The organism is Sphingomonas sp. PAMC 26621, assembly GCF_000251145.1.
Taxonomy (GTDB): Bacteria; Pseudomonadota; Alphaproteobacteria; order Sphingomonadales; family Sphingomonadaceae; genus Sphingomonas.
The window spans coordinates 1-23119 of record NZ_AIDW01000046.1 but is presented as its reverse complement, the minus strand read 5'-3'; the positions used below and the strand labels follow the sequence as shown (position 1 = coordinate 23119).

The window sequence follows — 23119 nt, the reverse complement described above, 5'->3', positions numbered from 1 at the left end:
GCCTCCCGCACCTCAGCGTTTCGCATCGAGGGTGAATTTGTAGATGATGACGTTGCGATAGGTCTGGCCGGGATCCAGCCGTGCCGACGGGAATTTCGGCTGGTTGGGCGCGTCGGGGAAGAGCTGCGGCTCCATCACGATCGCATCGCCCATGCGATAGATCTGCCCGCCCTTGCCGACCACGGTGCCGTCGAAGAAATTGCCCGAATAGAATTGCAACCCCGGCTGGTTCGACCACAGTTCGAAGCCGAGGCCCGACTGCGGCTCGGTCACCTTGGCCATTAGATGCGGTTGCGCCGTGACGGCGGTGCCGATCACCCAATTGTGATCATAGCCGCGACCATAGACGATCTGCGGATCGCGCCCGTCGCGCACGCGCGTGCCGACCGGATGCGGCGTGCGAAAGTCGAACACCGTGCCCGCCACGCTCGGCAGGGCGCCGGTCGGGATCGACGTCGCGTCGGTCGGCGTGTAGCGCTCGGCCGGGATCGTGACGAGATGCCCCATCGCGCCGCCGGGCGAGCCCGCGCCGGCCATGTTCCAATAGCTGTGGTTCGAAATGTTGACGAGCGTCGGCTTGTCGGTGGTGGCGCGATATTCGATCGTCAGCTGATTGCGCTCGTCGAGCGCGTAAGTGGCGAAGGTGGTCAGCGTGCCGGGATAGCCCATGTCGCCATCGGGGCTGACATAGCACAACGTCACCGAAGCGGTCGGGCCGCTCTTCACGTTGACGACCTCCCACAGCACCTTGTCGAAGCCCTTGGTTCCGCCGTGCAGCGAATTAGGGCCGTTATTGACCGGCGTGTGATAGGTGTGGCCGTCGAAGGTGAAACGGCCGCCGGCGATGCGATTGGCGACACGACCGACCGTCGCCCCGAAGAATTCGGGCTTGGTGGCATAACCCTCGAGCGTGTCGTACCCCACCGCGACATCGATCGGTTTGCCGTTGCGATCGGGCAAGATCATCGACTGCAGCGCGGCGCCAAGCGCGATCACGCGTGCCGATACGCCGTGCGCATTGGTCAAGGTCACCGCGGCGACGGGGCGGCCGTCGGGCAGCGTGCCGAAGCTGCTCTGCTTCGCCTCGCCGGCGACCGCAGGGCTCGCCAGAACCAGGGCCAGCGCGCTCGCGGCCAGTGCCGCACCATTTTGTCGTTTCACATTGCTCTCCTCTGATCTTATCCGCGATAGCGTTGGGTCGGCGTGCCGATACAGCCGGGATGAACTTCGAACAGCGCGCCGCCGTGTGGCTCGTCGACGCCGTCCGATGCCGAAGTCACGAACATGCGGTCGAGCGTGGGCCCGGCAAAGAGGCAATTGGTGATCTGCGACGCGGGCAGCGCGATCGAACGGTCGCGCCGCCCGTCGGGGGCGAAGCGCGTCACGCAGCCCGCGCCCCAGCAGGCGATCCACAGCCCGCCCTCGGCGTCGAGCGTCATGCCGTCCGGGTCACCCCAGCCCGCCTCGAACGCGATGAAGGTTTCGCGCGGGCCGAGCCCGCCATCGGCATCCACGACGAAGCGGTATACGGTGCGCACCGCGCTGTCGGTATGGAAGAGCGTGCGGCCGTCGGGCGTGATCGCAGGACCGTTTGCGATACGATAGCCATCGTCGACCCGCGTCACGGTACCCTGCTGGTCGATCCGGTAGAGCGCGCCGGTCGGCTGCGCGCCGTCGAGCGCCATCGTACCGGCCCACAGCCGCCCGGCCGGGTCGGCCGTGGCGTCGTTCATGCGGTTGCCGCCTCGATCGGGATCGGCGAGCGGCACGATCGTCAGCGGATCGAGTGTCAGCGCGACAATGCGGCGGTCCAGCCCCGCGATGAAACCGGGCACGTCCTCGCGCTCAACGATCCAGCCGATCGTCCCCGGCATCTCCCAGCTATCGACGCGGCCGTCCGCGAGCCGCAGGCGGTTGACGCGGCGCCCGAGAATGTCGGTCCAATACACCGCCTGTTCGCGCTCCGACCATAACAGCCCCTCGCCCAGCACGTCGCGCCGATCGCGTGGGATCACGCGCGGCGCGATCAATGGCTGTCCCGCGGCAGTCCCTGCTGCGCGATCCGCTGATATTTGACCGCCGGCTCGAGTACCGCGCCGGTATCGAACTGGCCGACGATACCACGCTGGATTTCCTGCCACGGGGTTTGCGACGCCGGGGCGAGCGTCTGTTCGACGGCCGTGAGCGCGTTCCGGCGCCGCATCATCTCCGCCTCGGAAACAAGCAGATCGACGCGCCGCGTCTTGAGATCGATCCGGATCCGATCACCGGTCTCGGCCACCGCCAGTCCCCCGCCGACTGCAGCCTCGGGCGACGCGTTGAGGATCGACGGGGATCCGCTCGTCCCCGATTGCCGCCCATCTCCGATGCACGGCAGCGCGTGGACGCCGGCGCGGATCAGCGCGGCGGAGGGTCGCATGTTGACGACCTCGGCGCCGCCGGGATAGCCGACCGGCCCTGCCCCGCGCATGATCAGCACAGTGTTTTGGTCTAGCTCCAGTGTCGGATCGTCGATCCGGTGATGATAATCCTCGGGCCCATCAAATACGACGACGCGGCCTTCGAACGCCTCGGGGTCCGCCGGATTGCGCAGATAGCGGTCGCGAAACTCTTCTGAAATGACGCTGAGCTTCATCACCGCGCCGTCGAACAGATTGCCGCCGAACACCGATAGCCCCGCGGCCGGCATGAGCGGGTCGGCAAGCGTCCGGATGACGTCGACATCCACAGTCGCCTTGCCGCCGACATTTTCGGCGACGCTCTTGCCGTTGCAGGTCACGGCTTCGCCGTCGATCTCGCCCGCGGCGAGCAACATCCCCATGACAGCGGGCACGCCGCCGGCGCGATAATAATCCTCGCCGAGATATTGGCCCGCCGGCTGCAGATTGACGATCAACGGCACGTCCGACCCCACCACCTCCCAGTCCGCCAGCGTCAGCTCGACGCCGATGTGGCGCGCGATTGCGTTGAGGTGGATCGGCGCGTTGGTCGATCCGCCGATCGCCGAATTGACCTTGATTGCGTTGAGGAACGCGGCGCGGGTGAGGATGTCGCTGGGCTTGCAGTCCGCATGGACCATCTCGACGATCTGCCGCCCGGTCTCCCAGGCGCATTGCTGCCGATCGCGGTACGGCGCCGGGATCGCCGCCGAGCCGGGTAAGGACATGCCCAGCGCCTCGGTCAGCGAATTCATCGTTGTCGCGGTGCCCATCGTGTTGCAGAAGCCGGTCGAAGGCGCCGACGAAGCGACGAGCTCGATGAAGCCCTTATAGTCGATCTCGCCCGCCGCGAGCAGCTCGCGCGCTTTCCATACGATCGTGCCCGATCCGGTGCGCTCGCCATTGTGCCAGCCATTGAGCATCGGCCCGACCGACAGCGCGATCGCAGGAATATTGACCGTCGCCGCCGCCATCAGCGCGGCAGGCGTGGTCTTGTCGCACCCGATTGTCAGCACGACGCCGTCGAGCGGATAGCCGAACAACACTTCGACCAGCGTCAGATAGGCGAGGTTACGGTCGAGCCCGGCGGTCGGGCGCTTGCCCGTCTCCTGCAGCGGATGCGTCGGGAATTCGATCGGAATACCGCCCGCATCGCGAATGCCGTCGCGGACGCGCTCGGCGAGCACCAGATGGTGGCGGTTGCACGGCACAAGGTCGGAGCCCGACTGCGCGATGCCGATGATCGGCCGGTTCGACTGGAGCTCTTCCAGGCTAAGCCCGTAATTAAGATACCGCTCGATATAGAGCGCGGTCATGTCGGGATTGGCGGTGTTGTCGAACCATGCGCGCGACCGCAACTTCACCATTCCGTCGCTCACTTTACGACGCTCCCGCGCCGCGCGGTTGAATAGCCGACCATCTTCGCCTCCCCAAGCTACACCTGCGTGCCGAGCGCGCGGCAACGCTTTTGCGGTTGATAGCCCAGCGACCAATCGATAGAAAGCCGATTTATCGGATAAAAGAAAATCGCGGAGAGAGATAATGCGGCTGCCGAGCGAGTCCCGCGAGATCGGTTCATAAGATGACGCCTCTTCGAGCAGAGCCGTGGCGACTCGGTATCGTCGGCGTAGGCAAGATCGCGCGCGACCAGCATCTCCCAGCGATCGCCGCTTCCGACGACTTCGTCCTCGTCGCCGCCGCGAGCCGCCATGCCGCGCTCGACGACCATCCTGATTTCGCAAGCATCGAAGCGATGCTCGCCGACGGGCCCCCGCTCGACGCGGTGTCAATCTGCACGCCGCCCAATGGTCGTGATCGTATCGTCCGCGCGGCGATCGCGGCGGGCAAGCATGTGATGATCGAAAAGCCGCCCGGCGCAACGGTGAGCGAGGTCGCTGCGTTGCGCAGGTTCGCCGCCGAACGGGGGGTGACCCTCTTTGCCAGCTGGCATTCGCGTGAAGCCGCGGGCGTGGATGCAGCCCGCGACTGGCTCGCACGGCGCACCGTGACACACGTCGCGATCCACTGGCGCGAAGACATTCGCGTCTGGCATCCCGGACAGGAGTGGATCCTTGCAGCCGGCGGCTTCGGCGTGTTCGATCCCGGTATCAACGCTGTGTCGATCGCGACCGGGATCCTCCCGCACGATCTCATCGTCGAGAGCGGCACGATCTTCGTCCCCGCCAATCGCGCGTCCCCGATCGCCGCGCAGATCGCGCTGCGCCTGACCAACGACGCGCCGGTGCTTCTCGATCTCGATTTCCTCCAAACGGGCACACAAAGCTGGACTATCACGGTCGAGACGACCGGCGGAACGCTTCACCTCAACGAGGGCGGCAAGCGCCTCTTCATCGATAACGCCGAGATAGCCCTTGGCGCCGACGCTGGCGAATATCCGCGCCTCTATGACCGCTTCGCTGCGCTCGTCCGCGCCGGCCAAAGCGACGTCGATCTGCGTCCGCTACAACTTGTCGCGGACGCCTTTCTCGTATCGCGCCAAGAGCGTGCCCAGCCTTTCGATTTCTAACAGACACGCTAGACATGACCCATATAATCGTATTTGTATGACTTAAAGATAGAGGAGCGATTTGGAGCGATGCGTCTGGTTCGATCGATCGTGCACGCCGGGTTGGGCGTAGGTCTGGCCTTGGCCGTGGTCTCCGGCAGCGGGGTGGGCGCCCAGGTCGCTCCGGGCGGGCCGGTCACGCCGTATGTCGATCCCGCGAAGGCCTATCTCTTTCTCCACATGACCAAGGAACACTACGGCGTCCTGTACTATTCGGTCAGCCTCGACGGGCTGCACTGGCGGCAGGTCAACGCCGGCAAGCCCGTCTCGGCCGACTATCATGGCCATGCCTCGGTGGCGCGGGGCGGCGACGGGCGCTATTATCTCGTCGGCAACAAGGGCGACGATGATCCCCTGATCCACTTCTGGGTCTCGGACGATCTGGTGCGCTGGACGCCCTATGGCACCTATCAACCGGACTTGCAGGCGGTCCCTGGGTATCCGCACCCGCTGCAGCGGATCGGAGCACCGAAGCTCTTCTTCGACAAGCCGTCGGGTCAGTTCCTGCTGACCTGGCACACGCCCAGTCTCGAAGGCTCCGAGGAAGATCCCGAACGCTATTGGGGCAGCCAGCGCACGCTGTACGTCCAGTCGAAGGACCTCAAGACCTTCGCCGCGCCGCCACGCCGGCTGTTCGCCTGGAACATGGCGACGATCGATACGATCATCACGCCGAACGACGATGTCGAAGGCGGCTATTGCGCGATCATCAAGGACGAACGCTACCCATCCTACGCATGGACCACCGGCAAGACGGTACGAATGAGCTGCGCGGCCAAGCTGCTTGGCCCTTATCCGCTGCCCAGTCGCCCGCTCAGCCCCAACTTCCGCGAAGCGCCGACGCTAATCCGGGCGCCGAGCGGGAAGGAGTGGATGCTGTATTACGAGCAATATGCCGGGACCAGCTACGGGCTGTCGATGGCACCGAAGCTCGCCGGGCCGTGGTTCCAGGTGTCGGGCAATAGCGGCGTGCCCGAATGGAATCGCTACGAGATGCCCGCCGGGCTGCGCCACGGATCAATGATCGGCATCTCGCGCGCGCAATATGACGCGGTCGTCGCCGCATTCCCGGACAAATGAACGTGACTCGGATCCGCCCGCTTGCGCTGCTGAGCATCGCCGGGCTGGCGGCGCTGGCTCCGCCCACGACGGCCGCCGAGGCCCGAGCCGCCGCAACGGAAATTACCAATCCGCTGCTGCCGTCGGGACCCGATCCGTGGATCGCCCGGCAGGGCGACACCTATTTCTACATGAACACGCTCGGCGACCGCCTGGCGATCCGCAAGACCAGGGACCTCGCGCGACTGGCGGACGCGCCGGAAGTTACTGTGTGGACGCCGCCCAAGACCGGCCCGAACGCGCAATCGATCTGGGCGCCCGAACTGCATCGTATCGGCGGCGCTTGGTACATATATTATACCGCCGCCGAGAGCGGCCATGACGACGATGCGCATCGCGGTATCTTCGTTCTGGAGAATAGCGACGCGGACCCGACGCGCGGGACATGGATCGACCGCGGCCGCCTGAAGACGGCGCAGCCCGGCATCGATGGCACTACCTTCAGCCATGGCGGCAAACGCTATTTCGTCTATTCGCCTTATGTCGGGCCAGACAGCGACCTCGCGATCGTCGAAATGGTCAATCCGTGGACATTGGTCGGAGCAGAAAGCATCATCGCGCGCCCCGATCGCGACTGGGAGCGCCGCGGCGGACGGCAGATACTCGAGGGGCCCGAATTTCTGGCCGGACCGAAAGGCGACCTCTTCCTGAGCTACTCCGCCAGCGCGTGCTGGTCGGACGATTACGCGATCGGCTTACTCAGTGCCCCGCGCGGGAGCGATCCGCTCGATCCCGTAGTCTGGCGCAAGGCACCCCGCCCGGTGGTGGCAAAGGCCCCTGCCGCGGGGATCTACGCGCCGGGCCATAATGGCTTCTTCACCTCCGCCGGCGGACGAGAGACCTGGATCGTCTATCATGCCAATCCCGCGCCTGACATGAAGTGCACGGCAAAACGCGCGCCCCGGATCCAACGCGTCAGCTGGTCTGCGCAAGGAACGCCAATCTTCGCTCCTCCCCGCTGATGTGGTCGCTCCCTTCCGCGATGTTGCTCCTGTAGCCAAGCCTGTAGCGCATCGTTGCGACCGAAGCCCCAAACCTGTCCCATTTTGGATCTCATCATGTTACGCACGAAGCCGTTTCTCGGCAGCGCTTCGGGCGGCGAGGTTGATCGACCGCCGCGACGACCCACTTGTGGACATTCGAGCGCCCTTTCCCACGTTCGACTTCCGGCCATTCATTCATCTGTGAAACAGCAGCTTTCCAACGGCTGAATTTGCTCCTTGTGCGACCTAGGAACGGCGGTTAGCTGCCATCCGCCAGCGAAAGCTTGGCGCTTATCAACTCATCACCAACGTGCCGAACAAACCCAACAAGTATTCTGCCGTAACATTCGCTAAGCGCAAAGTATTAGAAAATGCGGTGCCCTCTATACCTGCAAGGCCGCTCAATTGCCAATGCCTCATGGATCTGATTTTGTTTAGCGAAGTCACGATATTCGATCTCTGATACGCCGCCTTCTGCGTAAGGAATGCGGCACGGACGCGGTTATGAGGTCAGAGGATCGCCGCCATGAGGGTCGGATGGAGCACCAGTTCAATCCGAGGGTTCGGCTTCATCTTCGCGGGAAGGTACTGCCGCTTGTATCCGGTATTAAATATTTACCGCGTGACACCGCCCTCAATCACGCCGATGCTTCCGCCCCAGATCATGATGTCGAGCAGGCGATTGATGTCGTCGGCATTATTGATGCTCTTCCCGCAGAAGTACCTAAACTTCTCAGGCGTTAATCCGTCGCTCTGGGAAAGCAACTCGAACAGCAGCTCCAATCCCTTGGGTCGAAGATCAACAATCTCGCGATCAAGGTCCTCAAGGACTTGCCACCCCAGCTCGTTGAGTGCTGCGAAGTAGTCGTCCTCAGTTATCGACTCCCGATTGAAGGTGACGGCACGCCTTCGCGCCGTCTCAAAAAGGCGGATGAAGGCGCTCTCCAGCTTCTGGAAGCCTGCAGTGAGCCTTGAATCCCGATAAGCCCTGACCTTATCCTTCTCGATTATCTTGCAGGCGATTTCCAACCAGAGGACGTACTCCCAGAAGGCGGCGATGACCTCCTTCCGAGCACCGAAGGCCAGCTGATCGAGAATGAACTCCTTCATTTTGACCAACTGGTATCCATCCGGAATAAGGTCGATGACGATACAGGTTGGACTCCGGGGCGCCGATCTACCCCCAAAACCCCTCATTCAGCCCATCCCCCGCCGCGGTGGCGAGTAGCGATAAGCCGCATGGCCAAATGCGGTGTTCACGGCGACGATAGGCGCTGCCGCAGCCTGTCTAGCAGCCAGCGCCCGGCGGGACCTAGCGCGCGGTCCCGCCGGTGTGCTGCATAGATCGTGAGTCCCTCGCGAGGTGTTGAGTCGTTCTCGATATCCAACCCGACCAATCGTCCTTCCGCGACGTGAGCCGAGACGAGGTGACCGGGCATTCGGCACCAGCCGAACCCCGCAAGCAGGAAGTCGAGCCGTCGACCAAGGTCGACGAAGCGCCAGAGACGCGCTCCTGCAACTCCGTAGGCCGGCCCGCCGGGATCCACCGGGTCGGACAGCACTAGTTGGACGTGGGGTTCGAGATCGCCGCGCGTGGCGGGACGTCCGAGCGATGCCAGGGGATGCTCTGACCCGACCACCGGCTGCATCGCGATCCGGAGCAGCGGGTAAGCGGCGATGTCGTCGGGGATGTCGGGCAAGAGCAGGCAGATCGCGAGCGCGGTGGATCCGCTGCGTAGGCGCCGGAGCGAGCCGCCTAAACCTTCCGTTGAGAAGGTGACCGGAAGGTGCGGGAAGGTGTCGCTGAGCGCGCTGAGGCTTTCGATCAGCGGCGCGGTGGGCACGAGAGGATCGATCGCCAGTGCGAGTTCGGGTTCAAGGCCGTTCCGGGTGCCTGCCGCAACCGACTCGAAGCGGGCGGCGCTCGCCAGCACCATCCTCGCCTGGTCCACGAGCACGCGACCGACTGCCGTCAGCTGCGGCTTGTGGCCGCTGCGGTCGAACAGCGCCACGCCCTGAATCGCCTCGAGCGTCGCGACCGACTGGCTGATCGCCGACTGCACGCGCCTCAGGTCGCGACCTGCGGCGGAGAAGCTCCCGGTATCCGCGATGGCGACAAGTACACGGAGCTGGTCGAGGCTAAGATTACCAAGCACTATCACCTCCGCCGATGGAAACGATCGGAAATTGATCGCTCCCAAGCTGTGGCTCAGCTGCCTACATCGGTCAAATGCAACCGACATTCTTTATCAACCACGGCGGTGGTCCCTGCTTCTTCCTTGATCCGGGCCCAATGCGGGATACCTGGACCGAGCTGGAGGACTACCTTCGCGGCTTCTCCGGCACGCTGGAGGAGGCACCGCGCGCGATCCTCGTGATATCGGGCCACTGGGAGGAGCAGTGCCTGACGGTGAACGCCGGCGCCGCGCCGCAGCTTCTCTTCGATTACAGCGGCTTTCCAGCCCACACCTACCAGCTGACCTGGCCGGCTCCCGGCTCTCCGGACTTGGCGTTGCGCGTCCTCGAGTTGCTCGGGCAAGCGGGGATCGAGAGCAGGGCGGACAGGTCGCGTGGCTGGGACCACGGCGTGTTCGTGCCTCTCAAGGTAATGTTCCCCGCTGCGGACATCCCTACGGTTCAGCTTTCCCTGCAGCACGGGCTCGATCCCGCCCGGCATGTCGCGATCGGACGCGCCTTGAAGCCGCTGCGCGACGAGGGCGTGCTGATCGTGGGCAGCGGCCAGACCTACCACAACATGAGGGGCTTCATGGGCGGGGACGGCGGAGCCGATCCCCAAGCGGAGGCCTTCGACGACTGGTTGCGCCGGGCGATGGTGACGGGCGAAACGCGCGATCGTTCGCTGGCCGAATGGGCGCAGGCGCCCGGGGCGCGGCAGGCCCAGCCGCACGAGGACCACCTGCTGCCGCTGATGGTGGCGGCCGGCGCCGCGTCCGGCGAGGCCGGACACATCGCTTTCCATGGCTACGCTCTTGGCAAGCCGATCTCCGGCTTCCGCTTCGGTTAATTTATCAGGAGAACTACAAATGACCCAACTTCTCGTTGTCGAAACCAGTCCGCGTGGCGCGCAATCCATCTCGCGCACCATGACCCGTCGTTTCGTGGCCGACTGGCAGGCCGCCCATGTTGGCGGCCAGGTGGTCGAACGCGACCTCATGACCACCGATCTGCCGTTCGTCACCGCGCCATGGCTTCAGGCCTACTTCACGCCCACAGAGATGCACTCGCCCGAGATGAAGGAGGCGCTACGCCTTTCCGACGAGTTCGTCGGCGAGATCCTGGCCACCGACCACCTCGTCATCGCAACGCCCGTGTACAACTACAACGTGCCCGCCGCGCTGAAGGCCTGGGTAGACCACATCGTCCGCAAGGGCCTGACCCTCGGGTTTGACGGCAGCGGCCTCGTCACCGGCAAAAAGGCAACCGTGCTGATCGCGTCCGGAGGCGTCTACACCGAAGGATCTCCGATCCGCGACCGCGACATTGCCGCCCAGTATCTGCGGCTCATTCTCGGCGTAATAGGCATCACCGACGTGACGATCGTTGCGGGAGGCGGAGCTAAGGTCGTCGACATGGGCGAGCGGACGATGGACGGGTTCGTCGCAACCCTCGAACCCGAGATCGCCATAGCGGCTGGCGCCTGACCCAGACCGTCTTGGGACCTCCAAAACGATCGGACACTTCGTGCGTATCCTGCCGTGCATGGAGCGTCCGCGCCAGAAACGTCATTAAACTCCGGGCCGGCCACCCTTCGGCTTGCCGCAGACCCATGCCTCTGACCGGGCTCCAACTGTTGCTTCAGTCGGCCAATGTAACCATCGACAAAGGACAATCCCGTGACCGCAGCTTCGACGAAACCCACGATATACCTGAAGCGCAACTGCCCGTTCTGCCTCAAGCTCAGAATCTTCCTGACGGAGTCTCGTATTGCGCCAGACGCAGAATACATCGTCTTCGACGACGGCGACGAGACTCATCTGCAGCTGCGAGCGCGGATGGAAGCCGTAGGGCAGACCCAGACCGCGACGTTTCCGGCGGTGGAGTTCGAAGCCGGTAAGCTCGCTACAGGCACCGATCATCTTATCGAACGGTTCGCATCGACCGCGGATCACGCGCACTCCGACACGCCCCTACTCGCATATTATGTAGATGGCGTGTTCTCCAGCTACACGGACATGTTCAAGCAGCTGCGGCATTTGAATGCATAGCGCAGTAGCTGCCCGTCTTTGTCTGTAAGATCGCTCGCAAGATAGCCGCGGTTCCGCGAATAACCGCTTGTTCGGCAACCACTAGGCAAAATACTGGGAACGCTTTTGGGAGCCCGTATAGCGTGTTCGGCGTTTCGGCTTGATGGATTCCGCTCTTGCTTTCACCGCTTTGGTCCGTGATGATTGTTCCCCCGCACAACCGCTGAAGAATGTCCGCAATCATGCGCTACATGCGCGACAGAACCGAGGCCGCAAACAAAAATCCAGCCGGCGCGAGGAAATCCATTTTGACCGACGTGCGTCGACACGGAAAATATAGAGGTCAGTCCGCGTGTCCATGATGATCTAGCCTGTTCGAAAGCGGTAAACACCTTCGGCGGTCCGAAATCAGCGTTTCTAAAGACTGGAGTAGATCGACCCGTAGTCGGTGTGCCCGGTATCACGTCGAGGACCTTGCCCACTTCAGCGGAGATCGTAATGCTGTCGGCAGACAGATACCGTCTGGATCAGACTGCGAGGTTAAGAGACGGTGCTGAACCATATTCCGGGCAAGGAATAGGAGCAGACTGTCCCCGCAGCGAGCGCTGACGCGTTCGTTCCGGGCGAGGCCATCAGCAGCTACCGGACTGCAAAAAAGTATCGGTGCGGCTCAAAGAGGGCAGTAGAGGATGGGTAAGATCAAGGCGTAACTGTCCCAATGCAGAAGCGGGAGAGAGATCCGGCTCGCCAAGGGAGAGGCTCGTGAACGTGAGCGACAAGTTCGGGACAGGCGCGTGCGACAAAACGAGGGTCACCAACTAATGGTCGCCCAGCCCGCAACGGTTGCGTCCCAACCCGATCTCGAGGTCGTTGCCGTCTCGACGAGTCAGTCCTTCAAAGCCTGGGCGCACGGCTACCCCTATAAGACGGTGCGCTGGCACTTTCACCCGGAATATGAGCTTCATCTAGTGACGGCGACGACCGGCCGCGCGTTCGTCGGCGATTACATCGGCCCGTTCGCTCCTGGAGATCTCGTCTTGACCGGGCCCGACGTCCCGCACAACTGGCTGAGCGACGTCGCACCCGGGACCGTCATACCCGAACGTGGGCTCGTCCTGCAGTTCTCCCAAGATTTTGCTGACCGGTTCCTCGCGCTCTTTCCTGAGACTGACGCGATGCGCGGCATCCTCACGGACGCCGCGCGGGGGATCCGGTTTGCCTCAGGCACAAGTTCCCAGGTAGAGCCTGTCTTCCGGCGCCTTTTGAATGCGTCGGGACCGGGTCGCCTCGGCGCGTTCTTCGATCTGATGGACGTGCTCAGCCGGTCATCCGACCACCGTCTGCTCGCGAGCGTCAGCTACCAGCGCGATCCGAAGGGTCTCATGGCGCAGCCCATGAACTTCATTCTCGATCACATCGCGGTCAACCTTGTGGAAGAGTTGCGCGAAGGCGATCTGGCTGCGCTGACGGGCATGTCGGCGAGTACGTTCTCACGTCATTTCCAGCGCGCGACTGGGAGCAATTTCGTCTCCTACGTTACCGAGATGCGAATCAACCGAGCGCGAGAAATGCTGGCGCACGACGAGCGGCCGATCATCGAAGTCTGCTTCGACGTCGGCTTCCAGAACCTGTCAAACTTCAACCGCCGGTTCCGCGCGATGACCGGAATGTGTCCGCGCGAATACCGCAAGCTGCGGCGCGAGAACGCCGCCGAGCCCGAGTGGGCCAGCTGACTATCAATCTGCCGGCGACGAACCGACCGGCGACAACAGGGAGGATGATCATGGGTATCGTAAATCGTAGCTCGACGCGGATCGCGTTCGGCATTTCCGCCGGGGCGCTGATGGCGTCGGCGCTTGGCGGCTGCTCGCAGCAGAGTCCCGGCAGTCAGCCGGAACGGAAGACGGGCAAGCCGCTCAAGATCGGCATGTCCTTCCAGGAGCTGAACAATCCGTACTTCGTCACGATGCGCAAGGCGCTCGAAGACGCCGCCGGAACCGTCGGGGCGACCGTCGTCGTGACCGACGCCAAGCACGACGTTACCAAGCAGATCAGCGACGTCGAGGACATGATCCAGCAGAAGGTCGACGTTCTGCTCGTCAATCCGACGGATTCGGCCGGCATCCAGTCCGCCATCCAAGCAGCGCATGCCGCCGGACTGCCGGTGGTGGCGGTCGACGCCAATGCCGCAGGGCCGGTCGATGCATTCGTCGGCTCCAAGAACTTCGATGCCGGACGCATCTCGTGCGAATACATGGCGAAGGCCATCGGCGGACAGGGCGAGGTGGCGATCCTGGACGGCATCGCCGTCGTACCCATCCTGGAGCGCGTCCGGGGCTGCAAGGAAGCGCTCGGCAAATTCCCCGGCGTGAAGCTGGTGGAGACACAGAACGGCAAGCAGGAACGCGACGTGGCGCTGTCGGTCTCCGAGAACATGATTCAGTCGCACCCCAACCTCAAGGGGATCTTCAGCGTCAACGACGGCGGCTCGATGGGCGTCCTCTCGGCGATCGACGCGAGCGGCAAGGACATCAAGCTCAGCTCGGTCGACGGTGCGCCAGAGGCAGTGCAGGCGATCGCGAAGCCAAACTCCAAGTTCATCGTGACCGCGGCCCAGTTCCCGGGCGACATGGTGCGCATCGGGCTCGCCATGGCGCTCGCCAAGAAGTGGGGTGCCACCGTTCCGAAGGAGGTCCCGCTCGACGTCAAGCTCGTCGATGCCGCCCAAGCCAAGACCTTCCACTGGTGATATGACGCGATGACCACCCCCGCGCTTCAACTCACGTCCATCAGCAAGGCCTTCGCCGGCGTGCCCGCCCTCCGGGACATCGATCTCCAGGTCGAGGTCGGCGAGGTCCATGCGCTGCTCGGCGAGAACGGCGCGGGGAAGTCCACGCTGATGAAGATCCTATCGGGGATCCACCAGCCTGACGCCGGAACCGTCGTGATCGACGGGCTCGAACGACGCTTCGCTGGCTACGGCGACGCGGTCGCGGCGGGCGTCGGGACCGTGTTCCAGGAATTCAGCCTGATCCCCCAGCTCAACGCTGTCGACAACATCTTCCTCGGTAGGGAGAAGGTGCGCCGCGGCGCACTCGACAGGCCGGCGATGAAGCGCCGAGCGACCGAACTTTTCGAACGGCTCGGCGTCTCGATGGATCTCGGCGTCGAGGTCCGACGCCTGAGCGTCGCACAGCAGCAGTTCGTCGAGATCGCGAAGGCGCTGGCGCTCGATGCCCGCATCCTGGTCCTCGACGAGCCTACCGCGACATTGACGCCGGCGGACACCGAGCACTTCTTCGCCACCGTCCGGACGCTGAAGGCCCAGGGTGTCGCGGTCATCTTCATCTCGCACCACCTGCACGAGATCTTCGAGATATGCGATCGGGTCACGGTCATGCGCGACGGCGCCGTGGCGGGCCACCGCGAGGTCGTCGCGACCGGCATCGATGACCTGGTGTCGCTCATGATCGGACGGCGGCTGGAGACGAGCTTCCCTCCGCGCGCCGGCACCGCCGGCGAGGTGCTTCTCTCGGTCGAGGATCTGCAACTCACCGCACGCTCGCCCGTCAATTCGTTCACCGTCCGTCGGGGAGAGATCTTCGGCTTCGCGGGCCTGGTTGGTTCGGGGCGGACCGAGACCGCACTCGCCGTCGTCGGCGCCCTCGACGCACATCGGAAGCGGATCGTCGTCGATGGTCACGAGGCGAAGATCGCGAGTCCGGCCGAAGCCCTGTCCGTAGGCATCGGAATGCTTCCGGAGGACCGGAAGACCCAAGGGCTGGTGACCAGCTTCTCGGTCCGGGACAACATGTCGCTTGGCAACGAGCGCCACTATGCGACACGCGGCCTCCTTATCGACCGCGGTCGCGAGGATCAGGCCACGCGGGCGATGATGGACAGCCTCTCGATCAAGGCGTCCGGACCTTTCGCACGGGTCGAGAACCTCTCAGGCGGCAACCAGCAGAAGGTCGTCATCGGTCGCTGGCTCAACCAGAACGCGCGGATCCTCTTCTTCGACGAGCCTACCCGAGGCATCGACGTAGGCGCCAAGTTCGAGATCTACCGGCTCCTGCGGGAGCTGACCTCCAAAGGCTACGCGATCGTGCTCATCTCATCCGAGATCGGCGAGATCGTCGGGCTATGCGACCGCGTTGCGGTCTTCTCACAAGGCAGCATCATGGCGACATTGGAATCCTCGGAGCTCTCGCCCGAGACGATCATGCTTCATGCGACAGCGGAGGCGCGGCATGTCGCAGCCTAACCGCACAGCTTTCACGCCCGGCACAGGCGTCCCTGGCCTGCTGCGAAGCCTTACCTCACCCTCGCCCACGCTGTACGCGCTCGCCGGGCTTCTCGTCGTCTGCGTGGTGATGTCCCTGGCCAGTTCCACCTTCCTGTCGGCGGACAACATCGCGAACATCCTGCGGCAGGTATCGATCAACGCGCTCATCGCCGTCGGCATGACCTTCGTGATCCTGACCGGAGGCATCGACCTCTCGGTCGGCGCGGTGATGGCGCTTGCCGGCACCGTGACGGCCGGTCTGCTGTCCGGCGGTCAGCCCGGAATCGTCGCGATCCCCGCGGGGCTCGGCATCGGCCTACTCGTCGGTCTGGGCAACGGCACCTGCGTGGCGCGGCTCGGAATGCCGCCGATCATCGTGACCCTGGCGACCATGGGGATCTGCCGTGGTCTCGCGCTGCTCTACACCGGCGGCTATCCGATCGCCGGGCTGCCCGAATGGATGCGCTGGATCGGCAACGGCTCCGTCATCGGGCTTGCCACGCCGGTCCTGATCATGATCCTAGTCTACGCGCTCGGGGTCTTCGTGCTGGGACGGACGCCGTTCGGACGTCACGTCTACGCGCTCGGCGGCAACGAGCAGGCCGCGCGCCTCTCTGGCATACGCGTGCCCCGGACCAAGCTCGTGATCTACACGCTCAGTGGCCTCACGGCGGCGCTCGCAGGGTTGGTCCTCACATCACGCCTCATGAGCGGCCAGCCGAACGCAGGCGAAGGGTTCGAACTCGACGCGATCGCTGCCGTCGTCCTCGGCGGCACTTCGATCGCCGGTGGGCGCGGTTCGCTGGCCGGAACCCTGATCGGCGCCCTCCTCCTCGGAGTCCTGAACAACGGCCTGAACATGATGGGGGTCAACCCGTACATCCAGACCGTCGCCAAGGGCCTCATCATCCTTCTCGCGATCTACATCGGCCGCGAGCGTCGCTAGGAATCCCAATGACACAGAAAACCATGACGGCGGTCGTCTGCCACGGCCCGAAGGATTACCGCGTCGAAGAGATCGCCCATCCCACGGCGGGCGCGCTTGAGTTCGTCATCCGCGTGACGGCCTGCGGCATCTGCGCGAGCGACTGCAAATGCTGGTCGGGGGCGAAGATGTTCTGGGGAGACGATCCCTGGGTGAAGGCGCCAGTCGTACCCGGCCACGAGTTCTTCGGCGTGGTGGACGAGCTCGGCGAAGGTGCCGGCGAACACTTCGGCGTCGCCGTCGGCGACCGAGTGATCGCCGAGCAGATCGTGCCGTGCGAACGCTGCCGCTACTGCCGCTCCGGCCAATATTGGATGTGCGAGGTCCACAACATCTTCGGCTTCCAACGCCTGGTGGCCGACGGTGGGATGGCGCAGTTCATGCGCCTGCCGCGAACGTCGCGCGTGCACCTCATCCCGGCCGAAATTCCGGACGACGACGCGGTGATCATCGAGCCGCTCGCCTGCGCGCTCCACACCGTCCGGCGCGGAACGATCGGCTTCGAGGACGTCGTCGTGATCGCCGGCGCGGGACCGATCGGCCTGATGATGGTGCAGGCGGCAAGGCTCCAGACCCCGCGCAAGCTGGTGGTTATCGACATGGTCCCAGAACGGCTGGCGCTCGCGACCACGTTCGGCGCCGACGTCGTCATCAACCCCGCGACGGACGACGCACTCGCGATCGTGCACGGGCTGACGGACGGTTACGGCTGCGACGTCTACATAGAGGCGACCGGATCGCCTGCCGGCGTCGTGCAGGGACTAAACCTCATCCGCCGCCTCGGCCGGTTCGTGGAGTTCTCCGTGTTCGGGAGCGACACCACGGTCGATTGGTCGATCATCGGGGACCGGAAGGAGCTCGACGTCCGCGGCGCGCATTTGGGCCCCTACTGCTATCCGATCGCGATCGACCTGCTCTCACGCGGCCTGATCACGTCCAACGGCATCGTCACGCACAGGTTTCCTCTGATCCAATGGGCGGAAGCCATCGCGGTCGCCGACTCCCTGGAGTCGATCAAGGTCGTGCTGAGCCCGTCGACATGAGCGACACCTATGTCATCGGCGTCGACATCGGCACCCAGAGCACCAAGGCGCTGGTCCTCGACGCGTCCGGTCAGGTCGTGTCCGGCCACGACATCGGCTACGCACCCTCGACACCGCGCCCGCTCTGGGCGGAGCAGGACGCGACGGTCTGGCTCGCTGCGGTTCGCGACGCGGTCGCGGGCGCCGTCGAGCGGGCTCGCGCGAAAGTGCCAGGCCTGCGTCCTGCGGACATCGCCGCCCTGTGCGTCAGCAGCCTTTACGGAGGGTCCGGAGTTCCCGTCGACGCGAACGGCGAACCGATCCATCCCTGCCTGATCTGGATGGATCGGCGCGCGGAGACGCAGGTCGCTTCGGTCCGGCGCGACATCGACATGGACCGGCTGAAGGCGATCACCGGCAACGGCGTCGACAGCTACTACGGCTTCACGAAGATGCTCTGGCTTAGGGACGAGCGGCCGGACGTCTGGGCGAGGACCCATCAGCTCCTTCCTCCGAACGCCTACGTGATCAGGGCCATGACCGGCGCTACGGCCGTCGACCACTCGTCGGCCGGCAACATCGGCGGCATCTACGACCTGGCTGCGCGGACGTGGTCCGCGGAGATGCTGGCCGCGCTCGGCATCCGGCGGGACAAGCTGCCAGAGCGGCTTGTGGGATCCGCCGAAGTTGTGGGCGGGCTTTCGGCCCGATGGGCTTCCGAACTGGGTCTGGCCGAGGGGATGCCCGTGGTCGCGGGCGGCGTGGACGCGGCGGTGGCGACCTTCGCGGCCGGCGCGACCGAACCTGGACACCATGTCGCGATGATCGGCACGAGCATGTGCTGGGGTGCGGTGACCCCGTCCATCGACGCCCGTCACGGCCTCGTCAGCTTCCCCAACGTCGTCAACGCGGATCGAGACCTCTACGCGTTCGGAGGCGCGATCACGGCAGGGGCCGCAGTCACCTGGTTCAAGGCGCAGTGCTGCGACGTGCCCGACCATCCCGCCTCGCTCGCCGCGCTCGACGCCGCCGCCGCCGAGATCCGGCCGGGGTCCGACGGGCTGGTCTTCCTCCCCTACCTCATGGGAGAGCGCAGTCCGATCTGGGACGCGCGCGCCAGCGGCTCGTTCGTGGGTCTGAGCCTCTTCCACACGCGAGCGCACATGTACCGCGCCGTGCTCGAAGGCGTGGCGTTCGCCCTGCGGCACAACATGTTGGCCGGCGCGGACGCTGTCGGCACGCTGGAAGAGGCACTGACGGTCGTCGGCGGCGCGGCGCGCTCGGACACGTGGCTACAGATCATCGCAGACGTCACCAACCGACCCATCCGCTCCATCGCGCAGAACGTGGAGGCGGCGCTCGGCGCCGGTCGTCTCGCCGCTCTGGGCATCGGTCTGCAGTCGCTTGGCCACGCCCGCTGGCACGCTCTCGACGACCGCGCGACGCCTGACGCATCAGCGGTCGAGACCTACAACAGGCAGTTTGAGATCTACCGCGGCCTGTATCCGTCGCTCAAGCCGAGCATGCACGCGCTCCACCTGCCCGACGGCTGAGTCCGGCCCGCCAACCTCCACGGGGCAGCCAGAAACATAACGATAGACCGACGCCGCAAAGCCCCGCGGTGGCGAGCGCATTCGCGTGCCGGTCGTCGACAGGAAGGAAAACCCGATATGATACGCGAACTCATGACGATGACGGCGGCGGTGCTTGCGGTTAGCGCGACCATGCCCGCCGTGGCGCAGACCGTCGCGCCGACCGCCTCCGCCCCGCAGACGCGTGACAAAGCCCCGGGGGACCAGAGTCTCTCTCCCGTCCAGGACCTGCCGGCCCCGGCGGCACCCGCGCGCGTGCCGGAAGGCGAGCAGCCGTTCCCGCAGTCGGACTATCTGATGGGCGATCTCGGTGGCATCCGAAACAGCCTCGCCGCCCGGGGCGTCAGCCTGTCGTTCGGGCTGGTCAACGAGGTGGCCTACAATCCGGCAGGCGGCACGAGCGAGAAGGTCGCCTACGCGGACCAGCTGTCGTTCGCCGTCAAGGCCGACATGGGCAAGCTCGCCGGGCTCACCGGCGGCGTCTTCACCCTGAACATCAGCGACCGCAACGGCAAGAACCTGAGCGACATCGCGCAGCTCGGAACGCTGCAGGAGGTGCAGGAGATTTTCGGCCGCGGAAACGTCGCTCGCATATCGGAACTATCCTACGCGCAGGACCTGTTCGGAGGCACCTTGAACGTCAAGGGCGGCCGTCTGGACATCGGCGACGACTTCGTCGCGTTCTCGTGCAAGTTCCAGAACCTCACCTTCTGCTACTTCACACCCGACCACATCGCCGGCGACAACTTCTTCGCCTATCCGGTTAGCCAATGGGCCGTCCGGGCGAAGCTGAAGCTCGCCAAGGACGTGTCGCTCAAGGTGGGCGTCTACGACATCAACACGAAGCTCGCCGACAAGTCCGGCGGCTTCAGCTTCAACACGTCGCGCTCGATCGGTTCCGACACAATGACCGAACTCGCCTGGACGCCCAAGCTGGGCCCGGCGGGACTTCCAGGCACGTTCAAGGGCGGGTTCTGGTATTCTAGTGCCCGACGGAGCGACCTGTTCCTCGACGCCAACGGGCTGCCCCAGGTCGTCACTGGCACCAGTCCGCTGACGCACAAGGGCTATTTCGGATATTGGCTGCAGGCTCAGCAGCAGCTCACTGGCGGACGGGACGGCTCGTCCAGAGGACTGACGGCGTTCGCGAACTTCGTGCAGACGGACCACCGCGTCGTCGCGGTGAACCAGGTGATCAACGTCGGCCTCTTCTACGTAGGTGCCTTCGCGAGTCGTCCGTTCGACGAGATCGGCATCGCGGTCGGGCGCTCGCGTGTTAGCGACGTCCTGCGGCAGGCGCAGCTGCTGCGCAACGCCACCTTCAACCTTGCCGCGCCGGTCCAGCGGTCGGAGATCCCGGTCGAGGTGTATTACAGCCTCAACATCGGCAAGGCGATCGCGATCCGACCCAACGTCCAATACGTCAGGCACCCTGGCGGAACGGCGGCAAACAAGGACGCGGTAATTCTCGGACTCAAGAACGTGATCACGTTCTAGCCTCCGCAAGCTGTCGCGAGCGGCATTCCGGTCAAAGGAGGTGGCTCGGAGATGTGGATCGGCGCCAAAAACCGGGACCCCGGTAAAATCTCCCCAAGTTATTGAGGCTGCGTCGAAGCCTTACGTAGCTGGGGGCCCAATCGGCGCCGATCCACAGTTTCCGCAACATAACGACGCCCGAGCCCAAGTGCGTTTCGATGTAGGTATCATGGGGAGGCATGTTCGCGATGACCGCCTGATAGGCCCAGTTGACCGCCTTTAATCCGAGAAAACCCAATTCCAAATCGGTCCCGAAAATAGTTTGGGGGAGAAGTCTGTCCCTACGATCGAGCCGTCGATCGGCGTCTTGCTCTACCTTCTCAGCAGGGCACAGCCCCCCGCAACGCCCCCCGATTGAACGCCAAGGACACGCCGAGGCCAACAGCCAGGTCAAATCATGCCAGCCCGATATTCCTCGAGGAAATATAGACGTCCGCGACTATGGAGCGCCAGATCTTGCATAGACGTTCCCGTCTATGGTTAGGCCCTCGCCTCTTGCCGGGCTTCCGCAAGCTCTTTGAGATCGCGGGCGCGGAGCTTGGACCGGAGCGGATGAGCGCCATCGTCCAATACTTCCCCGCCCCGTCCGGCCGGCGATGCCGCGCCCAGCGTGTTCGCGAGACGGACGTTCAAACCCAGATCGCCGATCGTCAGGGATGCCGGATGCGACGGCCCCGAAGGCGGCTCGTTCGTTGGGATCGCGGTATCCGAGGCGTGAAGCCTCACGGACGCCTCTAGCAATATTCCTAAGACAGATCGACCGCAGGGCCAGTTGGCCACGCTGATGCCTCCGCCCACCGCAAAGCACTGCTAGGATCGGAACGTCACCAAAAGACCTTGGTTGATTCGTTCGTGTCAGCCAAAAACGATATCGCAGTGCGTGCGCGAGCATCCGAAATGATCAATCGCTTCGCTGAGCGAGCGGCTGATGAGGCGTCGTTCCAGGTGAACTCCAAAATTGCCGCGAATGATGTCGATGGCGCGCTTGCCATGGACCGAGTGCGTCGGGCGATCATCCAACTTAGCAGGCGCTGAATATCCGGCTCGTTGTAGGCGGCCTAAAGCCATCCGACGCCACTCGTCAGCTACTAGCTTCGTGCGTCGCGATAATCTCGCGAGACTGTGAAGTATCTTATCATCGATACGGGACTCCCGCTCATCTCGTCTTCGATTAGCGGTGCGGTTCAACGGCCCGCTCCAGCGTCAATATGGGGAGAAGCGGACTTTCTGCAAGCCGCCAAACCCAGCCGTTAAGGCGTACTAGTTTACGAAAAACTCACTTTCGTGCCGCGACTCCCCGTAGCAATCGTCTCAGGCAGCTAAGAGGTTTTCACTTCAGTTTCGAGAGACCTCAAAGTGAATGGCTTCTGAAAAACGGTCGGCAAGCCCCGACGTTGGTGTCTCGCCTGTGTAACCCGACATGATAATCGTCCGAAGGTCGGGACGGCTGGCGAGCGCCCTTTCGATCAAGTCGAAACCATTCATTGCGCCAGGCATTCTCACATCGGTCACAATCAGATCTATGCGGGACGTACCTTGCAGTATCTCGAAGGCGTCGTCGCCGTTAGCCGCCAACATCACCTCGTAGCCTTCATCCTCCAGCTGCTCGCCGATCAACTTTCGTATCCTCTCCTCATCATCGACGACGAGAATAACTGAACGGTCACGAGACATCGTCTGCGTCCCCAAAGCCTTTGAGACACATACTGAACCGAGGACGGTGAGCATGGCTACTGCTAAATTATTGATTGTAGATGATAATGCGATAGTCCGTCAGATGATCGCGTGCCTTGCGCGCGAGCTAGGCATGTCCGTCATCGAAGCCGCTTCGGTCGACGCAGCACGTGCTTGGCTTGCTGGCGGAGATGTCGACGTGCTGCTTTGCGACGACGACCTAGGCGCTGGCCTGTCAGGCGTCGAATTTATAGTCAGCGACACGATGCAGATGCCTGCCACTATCGTGCTGATGTCCGGTAATCCAAAGCCTAATGGATTGCAGGAAGGTATCCGGTACCTATGTAAGCCCTTCACAATACGTCAACTCGAAATCGAATTATTGCCTTATCCAAGTCGGAGTGACTCAGCGCCGGGGATTCCCAAGTCGGTCATGATCTGATTCAACATCGCAAACGGTGGGAGGTTGGCGGTGGCATCAGCGGTTGGGCTAAGGGACGATTTCGACGGGTCTGGTCTTCGAAGGTTGGCGCGTTTGAGCGGTGACGCCAATCAGGTCCGGCGGCTGCTGGCGCTGGCGGTGATTTACGATGGTGGTGCGCGGCACGCGGCGGCACAGGTCGGCGGCGTTGGTTTGCAGACGGTTCGAGACTGGGTGCTGCGCTTCAATACCAGCGGGCCCGACGGCTTGCTCGACGGCAAAGCCCCCGGTCC

22 protein-coding genes are annotated in these 23119 nt (G+C 63.8%); 15 read left to right on the top strand and 7 right to left on the bottom strand.

Features of this window, described 5'->3' with window-relative positions; translation table 11 throughout:
- Nucleotides 1–12: 12 nt before the first annotated feature.
- From RI03_RS19825 to RI03_RS19815, 3 genes are read right to left on the bottom strand one after another with little or no spacing between them, the layout of a single operon-like run.
- Nucleotides 13–1161: an aldose epimerase family protein gene (locus RI03_RS19825; protein WP_010219456.1), complete on the bottom strand. Its 1149-nt coding sequence runs from the start codon at nt 1159–1161 to the stop codon at nt 13–15.
- Between the two features lie 17 nt (nt 1162–1178).
- On the bottom strand, nt 1179–2030 hold the full coding sequence (locus tag RI03_RS19820) for an SMP-30/gluconolactonase/LRE family protein (RefSeq protein WP_010219455.1): 852 nt from the start codon (nt 2028–2030) through the stop codon (nt 1179–1181).
- The gene (locus tag RI03_RS19815; RefSeq protein WP_010219453.1) at nt 2027–3805 is read right to left on the bottom strand and encodes an IlvD/Edd family dehydratase; all 1779 of its coding nucleotides are present in this window, start codon (nt 3803–3805) and stop codon (nt 2027–2029) included. Before RI03_RS19815 ends, RI03_RS19820 begins: the two co-directional genes overlap by 4 nt.
- Before the next feature lie 215 nt (nt 3806–4020).
- On the opposite strand from RI03_RS19815, the gene RI03_RS19810 reads away from it, so the two are divergent.
- From RI03_RS19810 to RI03_RS19800, 3 genes are all read left to right on the top strand, one after another.
- Complete coding sequence (locus RI03_RS19810; protein WP_010219451.1) at nt 4021–4965, top strand: Gfo/Idh/MocA family protein; 945 nt, start codon at nt 4021–4023, stop codon at nt 4963–4965.
- 126 nt (nt 4966–5091) lie between these two features.
- A complete protein-coding gene (locus tag RI03_RS19805) occupies nt 5092–6084 on the top strand; it encodes a glycosyl hydrolase family 43 (protein WP_238542470.1) in 993 nt (330 codons plus the stop codon).
- Entirely contained in the window at nt 6081–7085 is a 1005-nt protein-coding gene (locus RI03_RS19800) for a glycoside hydrolase family 43 protein (protein ID WP_010219449.1), read from the top strand. The genes RI03_RS19805 and RI03_RS19800 overlap by 4 nt, the downstream gene beginning before the upstream one ends.
- A 636-nt stretch (nt 7086–7721) precedes the next feature.
- Here RI03_RS19800 and RI03_RS19795 read toward each other — a convergent pair.
- Entirely contained in the window at nt 7722–8216 is a 495-nt protein-coding gene (locus RI03_RS19795) for a hypothetical protein (RefSeq protein WP_138995766.1), read from the bottom strand.
- Between the two features lie 146 nt (nt 8217–8362).
- Nucleotides 8363–9262 (bottom strand): LysR family transcriptional regulator, encoded by a 900-nt coding sequence (locus RI03_RS19790; RefSeq protein WP_026046901.1) that lies wholly within the window; start codon nt 9260–9262, stop codon nt 8363–8365.
- Nucleotides 9263–9336: 74 nt separating this feature from the next.
- On the opposite strand from RI03_RS19790, the gene RI03_RS19785 reads away from it, so the two are divergent.
- The 10 genes from RI03_RS19785 (at nt 9337) to RI03_RS19740 (ending at nt 20692) form a co-directional block, all read left to right on the top strand.
- A complete protein-coding gene (locus RI03_RS19785) occupies nt 9337–10131 on the top strand; it encodes a DODA-type extradiol aromatic ring-opening family dioxygenase (RefSeq protein WP_010219446.1) in 795 nt (264 codons plus the stop codon).
- A gap of 19 nt (nt 10132–10150) precedes the next feature.
- Nucleotides 10151–10768, top strand: a complete 618-nt coding sequence (locus RI03_RS19780; protein WP_010219445.1) for an FMN-dependent NADH-azoreductase — start codon at nt 10151–10153, stop codon at nt 10766–10768.
- 192 nt (nt 10769–10960) lie between these two features.
- Nucleotides 10961–11332, top strand: coding sequence for a hypothetical protein (locus RI03_RS19775; protein ID WP_010219444.1), 372 nt, complete (start codon nt 10961–10963; stop codon nt 11330–11332).
- An 800-nt stretch (nt 11333–12132) separates the two neighbouring features.
- Nucleotides 12133–13044: an AraC family transcriptional regulator gene (locus RI03_RS19770; RefSeq protein WP_010219443.1), complete on the top strand. Its 912-nt coding sequence runs from the start codon at nt 12133–12135 to the stop codon at nt 13042–13044.
- On the top strand, nt 13032–14060 hold the full coding sequence (locus RI03_RS19765) for an ABC transporter substrate-binding protein (RefSeq protein WP_238542467.1): 1029 nt from the start codon (nt 13032–13034) through the stop codon (nt 14058–14060). The genes RI03_RS19770 and RI03_RS19765 overlap by 13 nt, the downstream gene beginning before the upstream one ends.
- A 9-nt stretch (nt 14061–14069) precedes the next feature.
- A complete protein-coding gene (locus tag RI03_RS19760) occupies nt 14070–15575 on the top strand; it encodes a sugar ABC transporter ATP-binding protein (RefSeq protein WP_010219441.1) in 1506 nt (501 codons plus the stop codon).
- Nucleotides 15562–16542, top strand: a complete 981-nt coding sequence (locus RI03_RS19755; protein ID WP_081504296.1) for an ABC transporter permease — start codon at nt 15562–15564, stop codon at nt 16540–16542. Before RI03_RS19760 ends, RI03_RS19755 begins: the two co-directional genes overlap by 14 nt.
- A gap of 8 nt (nt 16543–16550) precedes the next feature.
- Nucleotides 16551–17624, top strand: a complete 1074-nt coding sequence (locus RI03_RS19750) for an alcohol dehydrogenase catalytic domain-containing protein (RefSeq protein WP_026046900.1) — start codon at nt 16551–16553, stop codon at nt 17622–17624.
- Complete coding sequence (locus RI03_RS19745; protein WP_010219436.1) at nt 17621–19156, top strand: FGGY-family carbohydrate kinase; 1536 nt, start codon at nt 17621–17623, stop codon at nt 19154–19156. The genes RI03_RS19750 and RI03_RS19745 overlap by 4 nt, the downstream gene beginning before the upstream one ends.
- 117 nt (nt 19157–19273) lie before the next feature.
- On the top strand, nt 19274–20692 hold the full coding sequence (locus RI03_RS19740; protein ID WP_010219434.1) for a carbohydrate porin: 1419 nt from the start codon (nt 19274–19276) through the stop codon (nt 20690–20692).
- 894 nt (nt 20693–21586) lie between these two features.
- On the opposite strand, the gene RI03_RS24205 is transcribed toward RI03_RS19740, so the two are convergent.
- Nucleotides 21587–21751: a hypothetical protein gene (locus RI03_RS24205; RefSeq protein WP_170318428.1), complete on the bottom strand. Its 165-nt coding sequence runs from the start codon at nt 21749–21751 to the stop codon at nt 21587–21589.
- Nucleotides 21752–22066: 315 nt separating this feature from the next.
- Nucleotides 22067–22459: a response regulator gene (locus tag RI03_RS22425; protein ID WP_010219432.1), complete on the bottom strand. Its 393-nt coding sequence runs from the start codon at nt 22457–22459 to the stop codon at nt 22067–22069.
- Here RI03_RS22425 and RI03_RS19730 point away from each other — a divergent pair.
- Nucleotides 22458–22847 carry a response regulator gene (locus RI03_RS19730; RefSeq protein ID WP_010219431.1) on the top strand — a complete coding sequence of 130 codons (390 nt, stop codon included), beginning with the start codon at nt 22458–22460 and terminating at the stop codon, nt 22845–22847. The two genes, RI03_RS22425 and RI03_RS19730, sit on opposite strands and share 2 nt — an antisense overlap.
- A gap of 6 nt (nt 22848–22853) precedes the next feature.
- Nucleotides 22854–23119, top strand: a 266-nt coding sequence (locus RI03_RS19725) for a helix-turn-helix domain-containing protein (protein WP_026046908.1), incomplete at its 3' end; no start/stop codon positions are given.

Coding starts and splice junctions, on each gene's coding strand:
- RI03_RS19815 (WP_010219453.1), bottom strand. CDS start 3,805: ATGGTGAAGTTGCGGTCGCGCGCATGGTTCGACAACACCGCCAATCCC.
- RI03_RS19810 (WP_010219451.1), top strand. CDS start 4,021: ATGACGCCTCTTCGAGCAGAGCCGTGGCGACTCGGTATCGTCGGCGTA.
- RI03_RS19800 (WP_010219449.1), top strand. CDS start 6,081: ATGAACGTGACTCGGATCCGCCCGCTTGCGCTGCTGAGCATCGCCGGG.
- RI03_RS19795 (WP_138995766.1), bottom strand. CDS start 8,216: ATGAAGGAGTTCATTCTCGATCAGCTGGCCTTCGGTGCTCGGAAGGAG.
- RI03_RS19785 (WP_010219446.1), top strand. CDS start 9,337: ATGCAACCGACATTCTTTATCAACCACGGCGGTGGTCCCTGCTTCTTC.
- RI03_RS19780 (WP_010219445.1), top strand. CDS start 10,151: ATGACCCAACTTCTCGTTGTCGAAACCAGTCCGCGTGGCGCGCAATCC.
- RI03_RS19770 (WP_010219443.1), top strand. CDS start 12,133: ATGGTCGCCCAGCCCGCAACGGTTGCGTCCCAACCCGATCTCGAGGTC.
- RI03_RS19760 (WP_010219441.1), top strand. CDS start 14,070: ATGACCACCCCCGCGCTTCAACTCACGTCCATCAGCAAGGCCTTCGCC.
- RI03_RS19755 (WP_081504296.1), top strand. CDS start 15,562: ATGTCGCAGCCTAACCGCACAGCTTTCACGCCCGGCACAGGCGTCCCT.
- RI03_RS19750 (WP_026046900.1), top strand. CDS start 16,551: ATGACACAGAAAACCATGACGGCGGTCGTCTGCCACGGCCCGAAGGAT.
- RI03_RS19745 (WP_010219436.1), top strand. CDS start 17,621: ATGAGCGACACCTATGTCATCGGCGTCGACATCGGCACCCAGAGCACC.
- RI03_RS19740 (WP_010219434.1), top strand. CDS start 19,274: ATGATACGCGAACTCATGACGATGACGGCGGCGGTGCTTGCGGTTAGC.
- RI03_RS19730 (WP_010219431.1), top strand. CDS start 22,458: ATGGCTACTGCTAAATTATTGATTGTAGATGATAATGCGATAGTCCGT.
- RI03_RS22425 (WP_010219432.1), bottom strand. CDS start 22,459: ATGCTCACCGTCCTCGGTTCAGTATGTGTCTCAAAGGCTTTGGGGACG.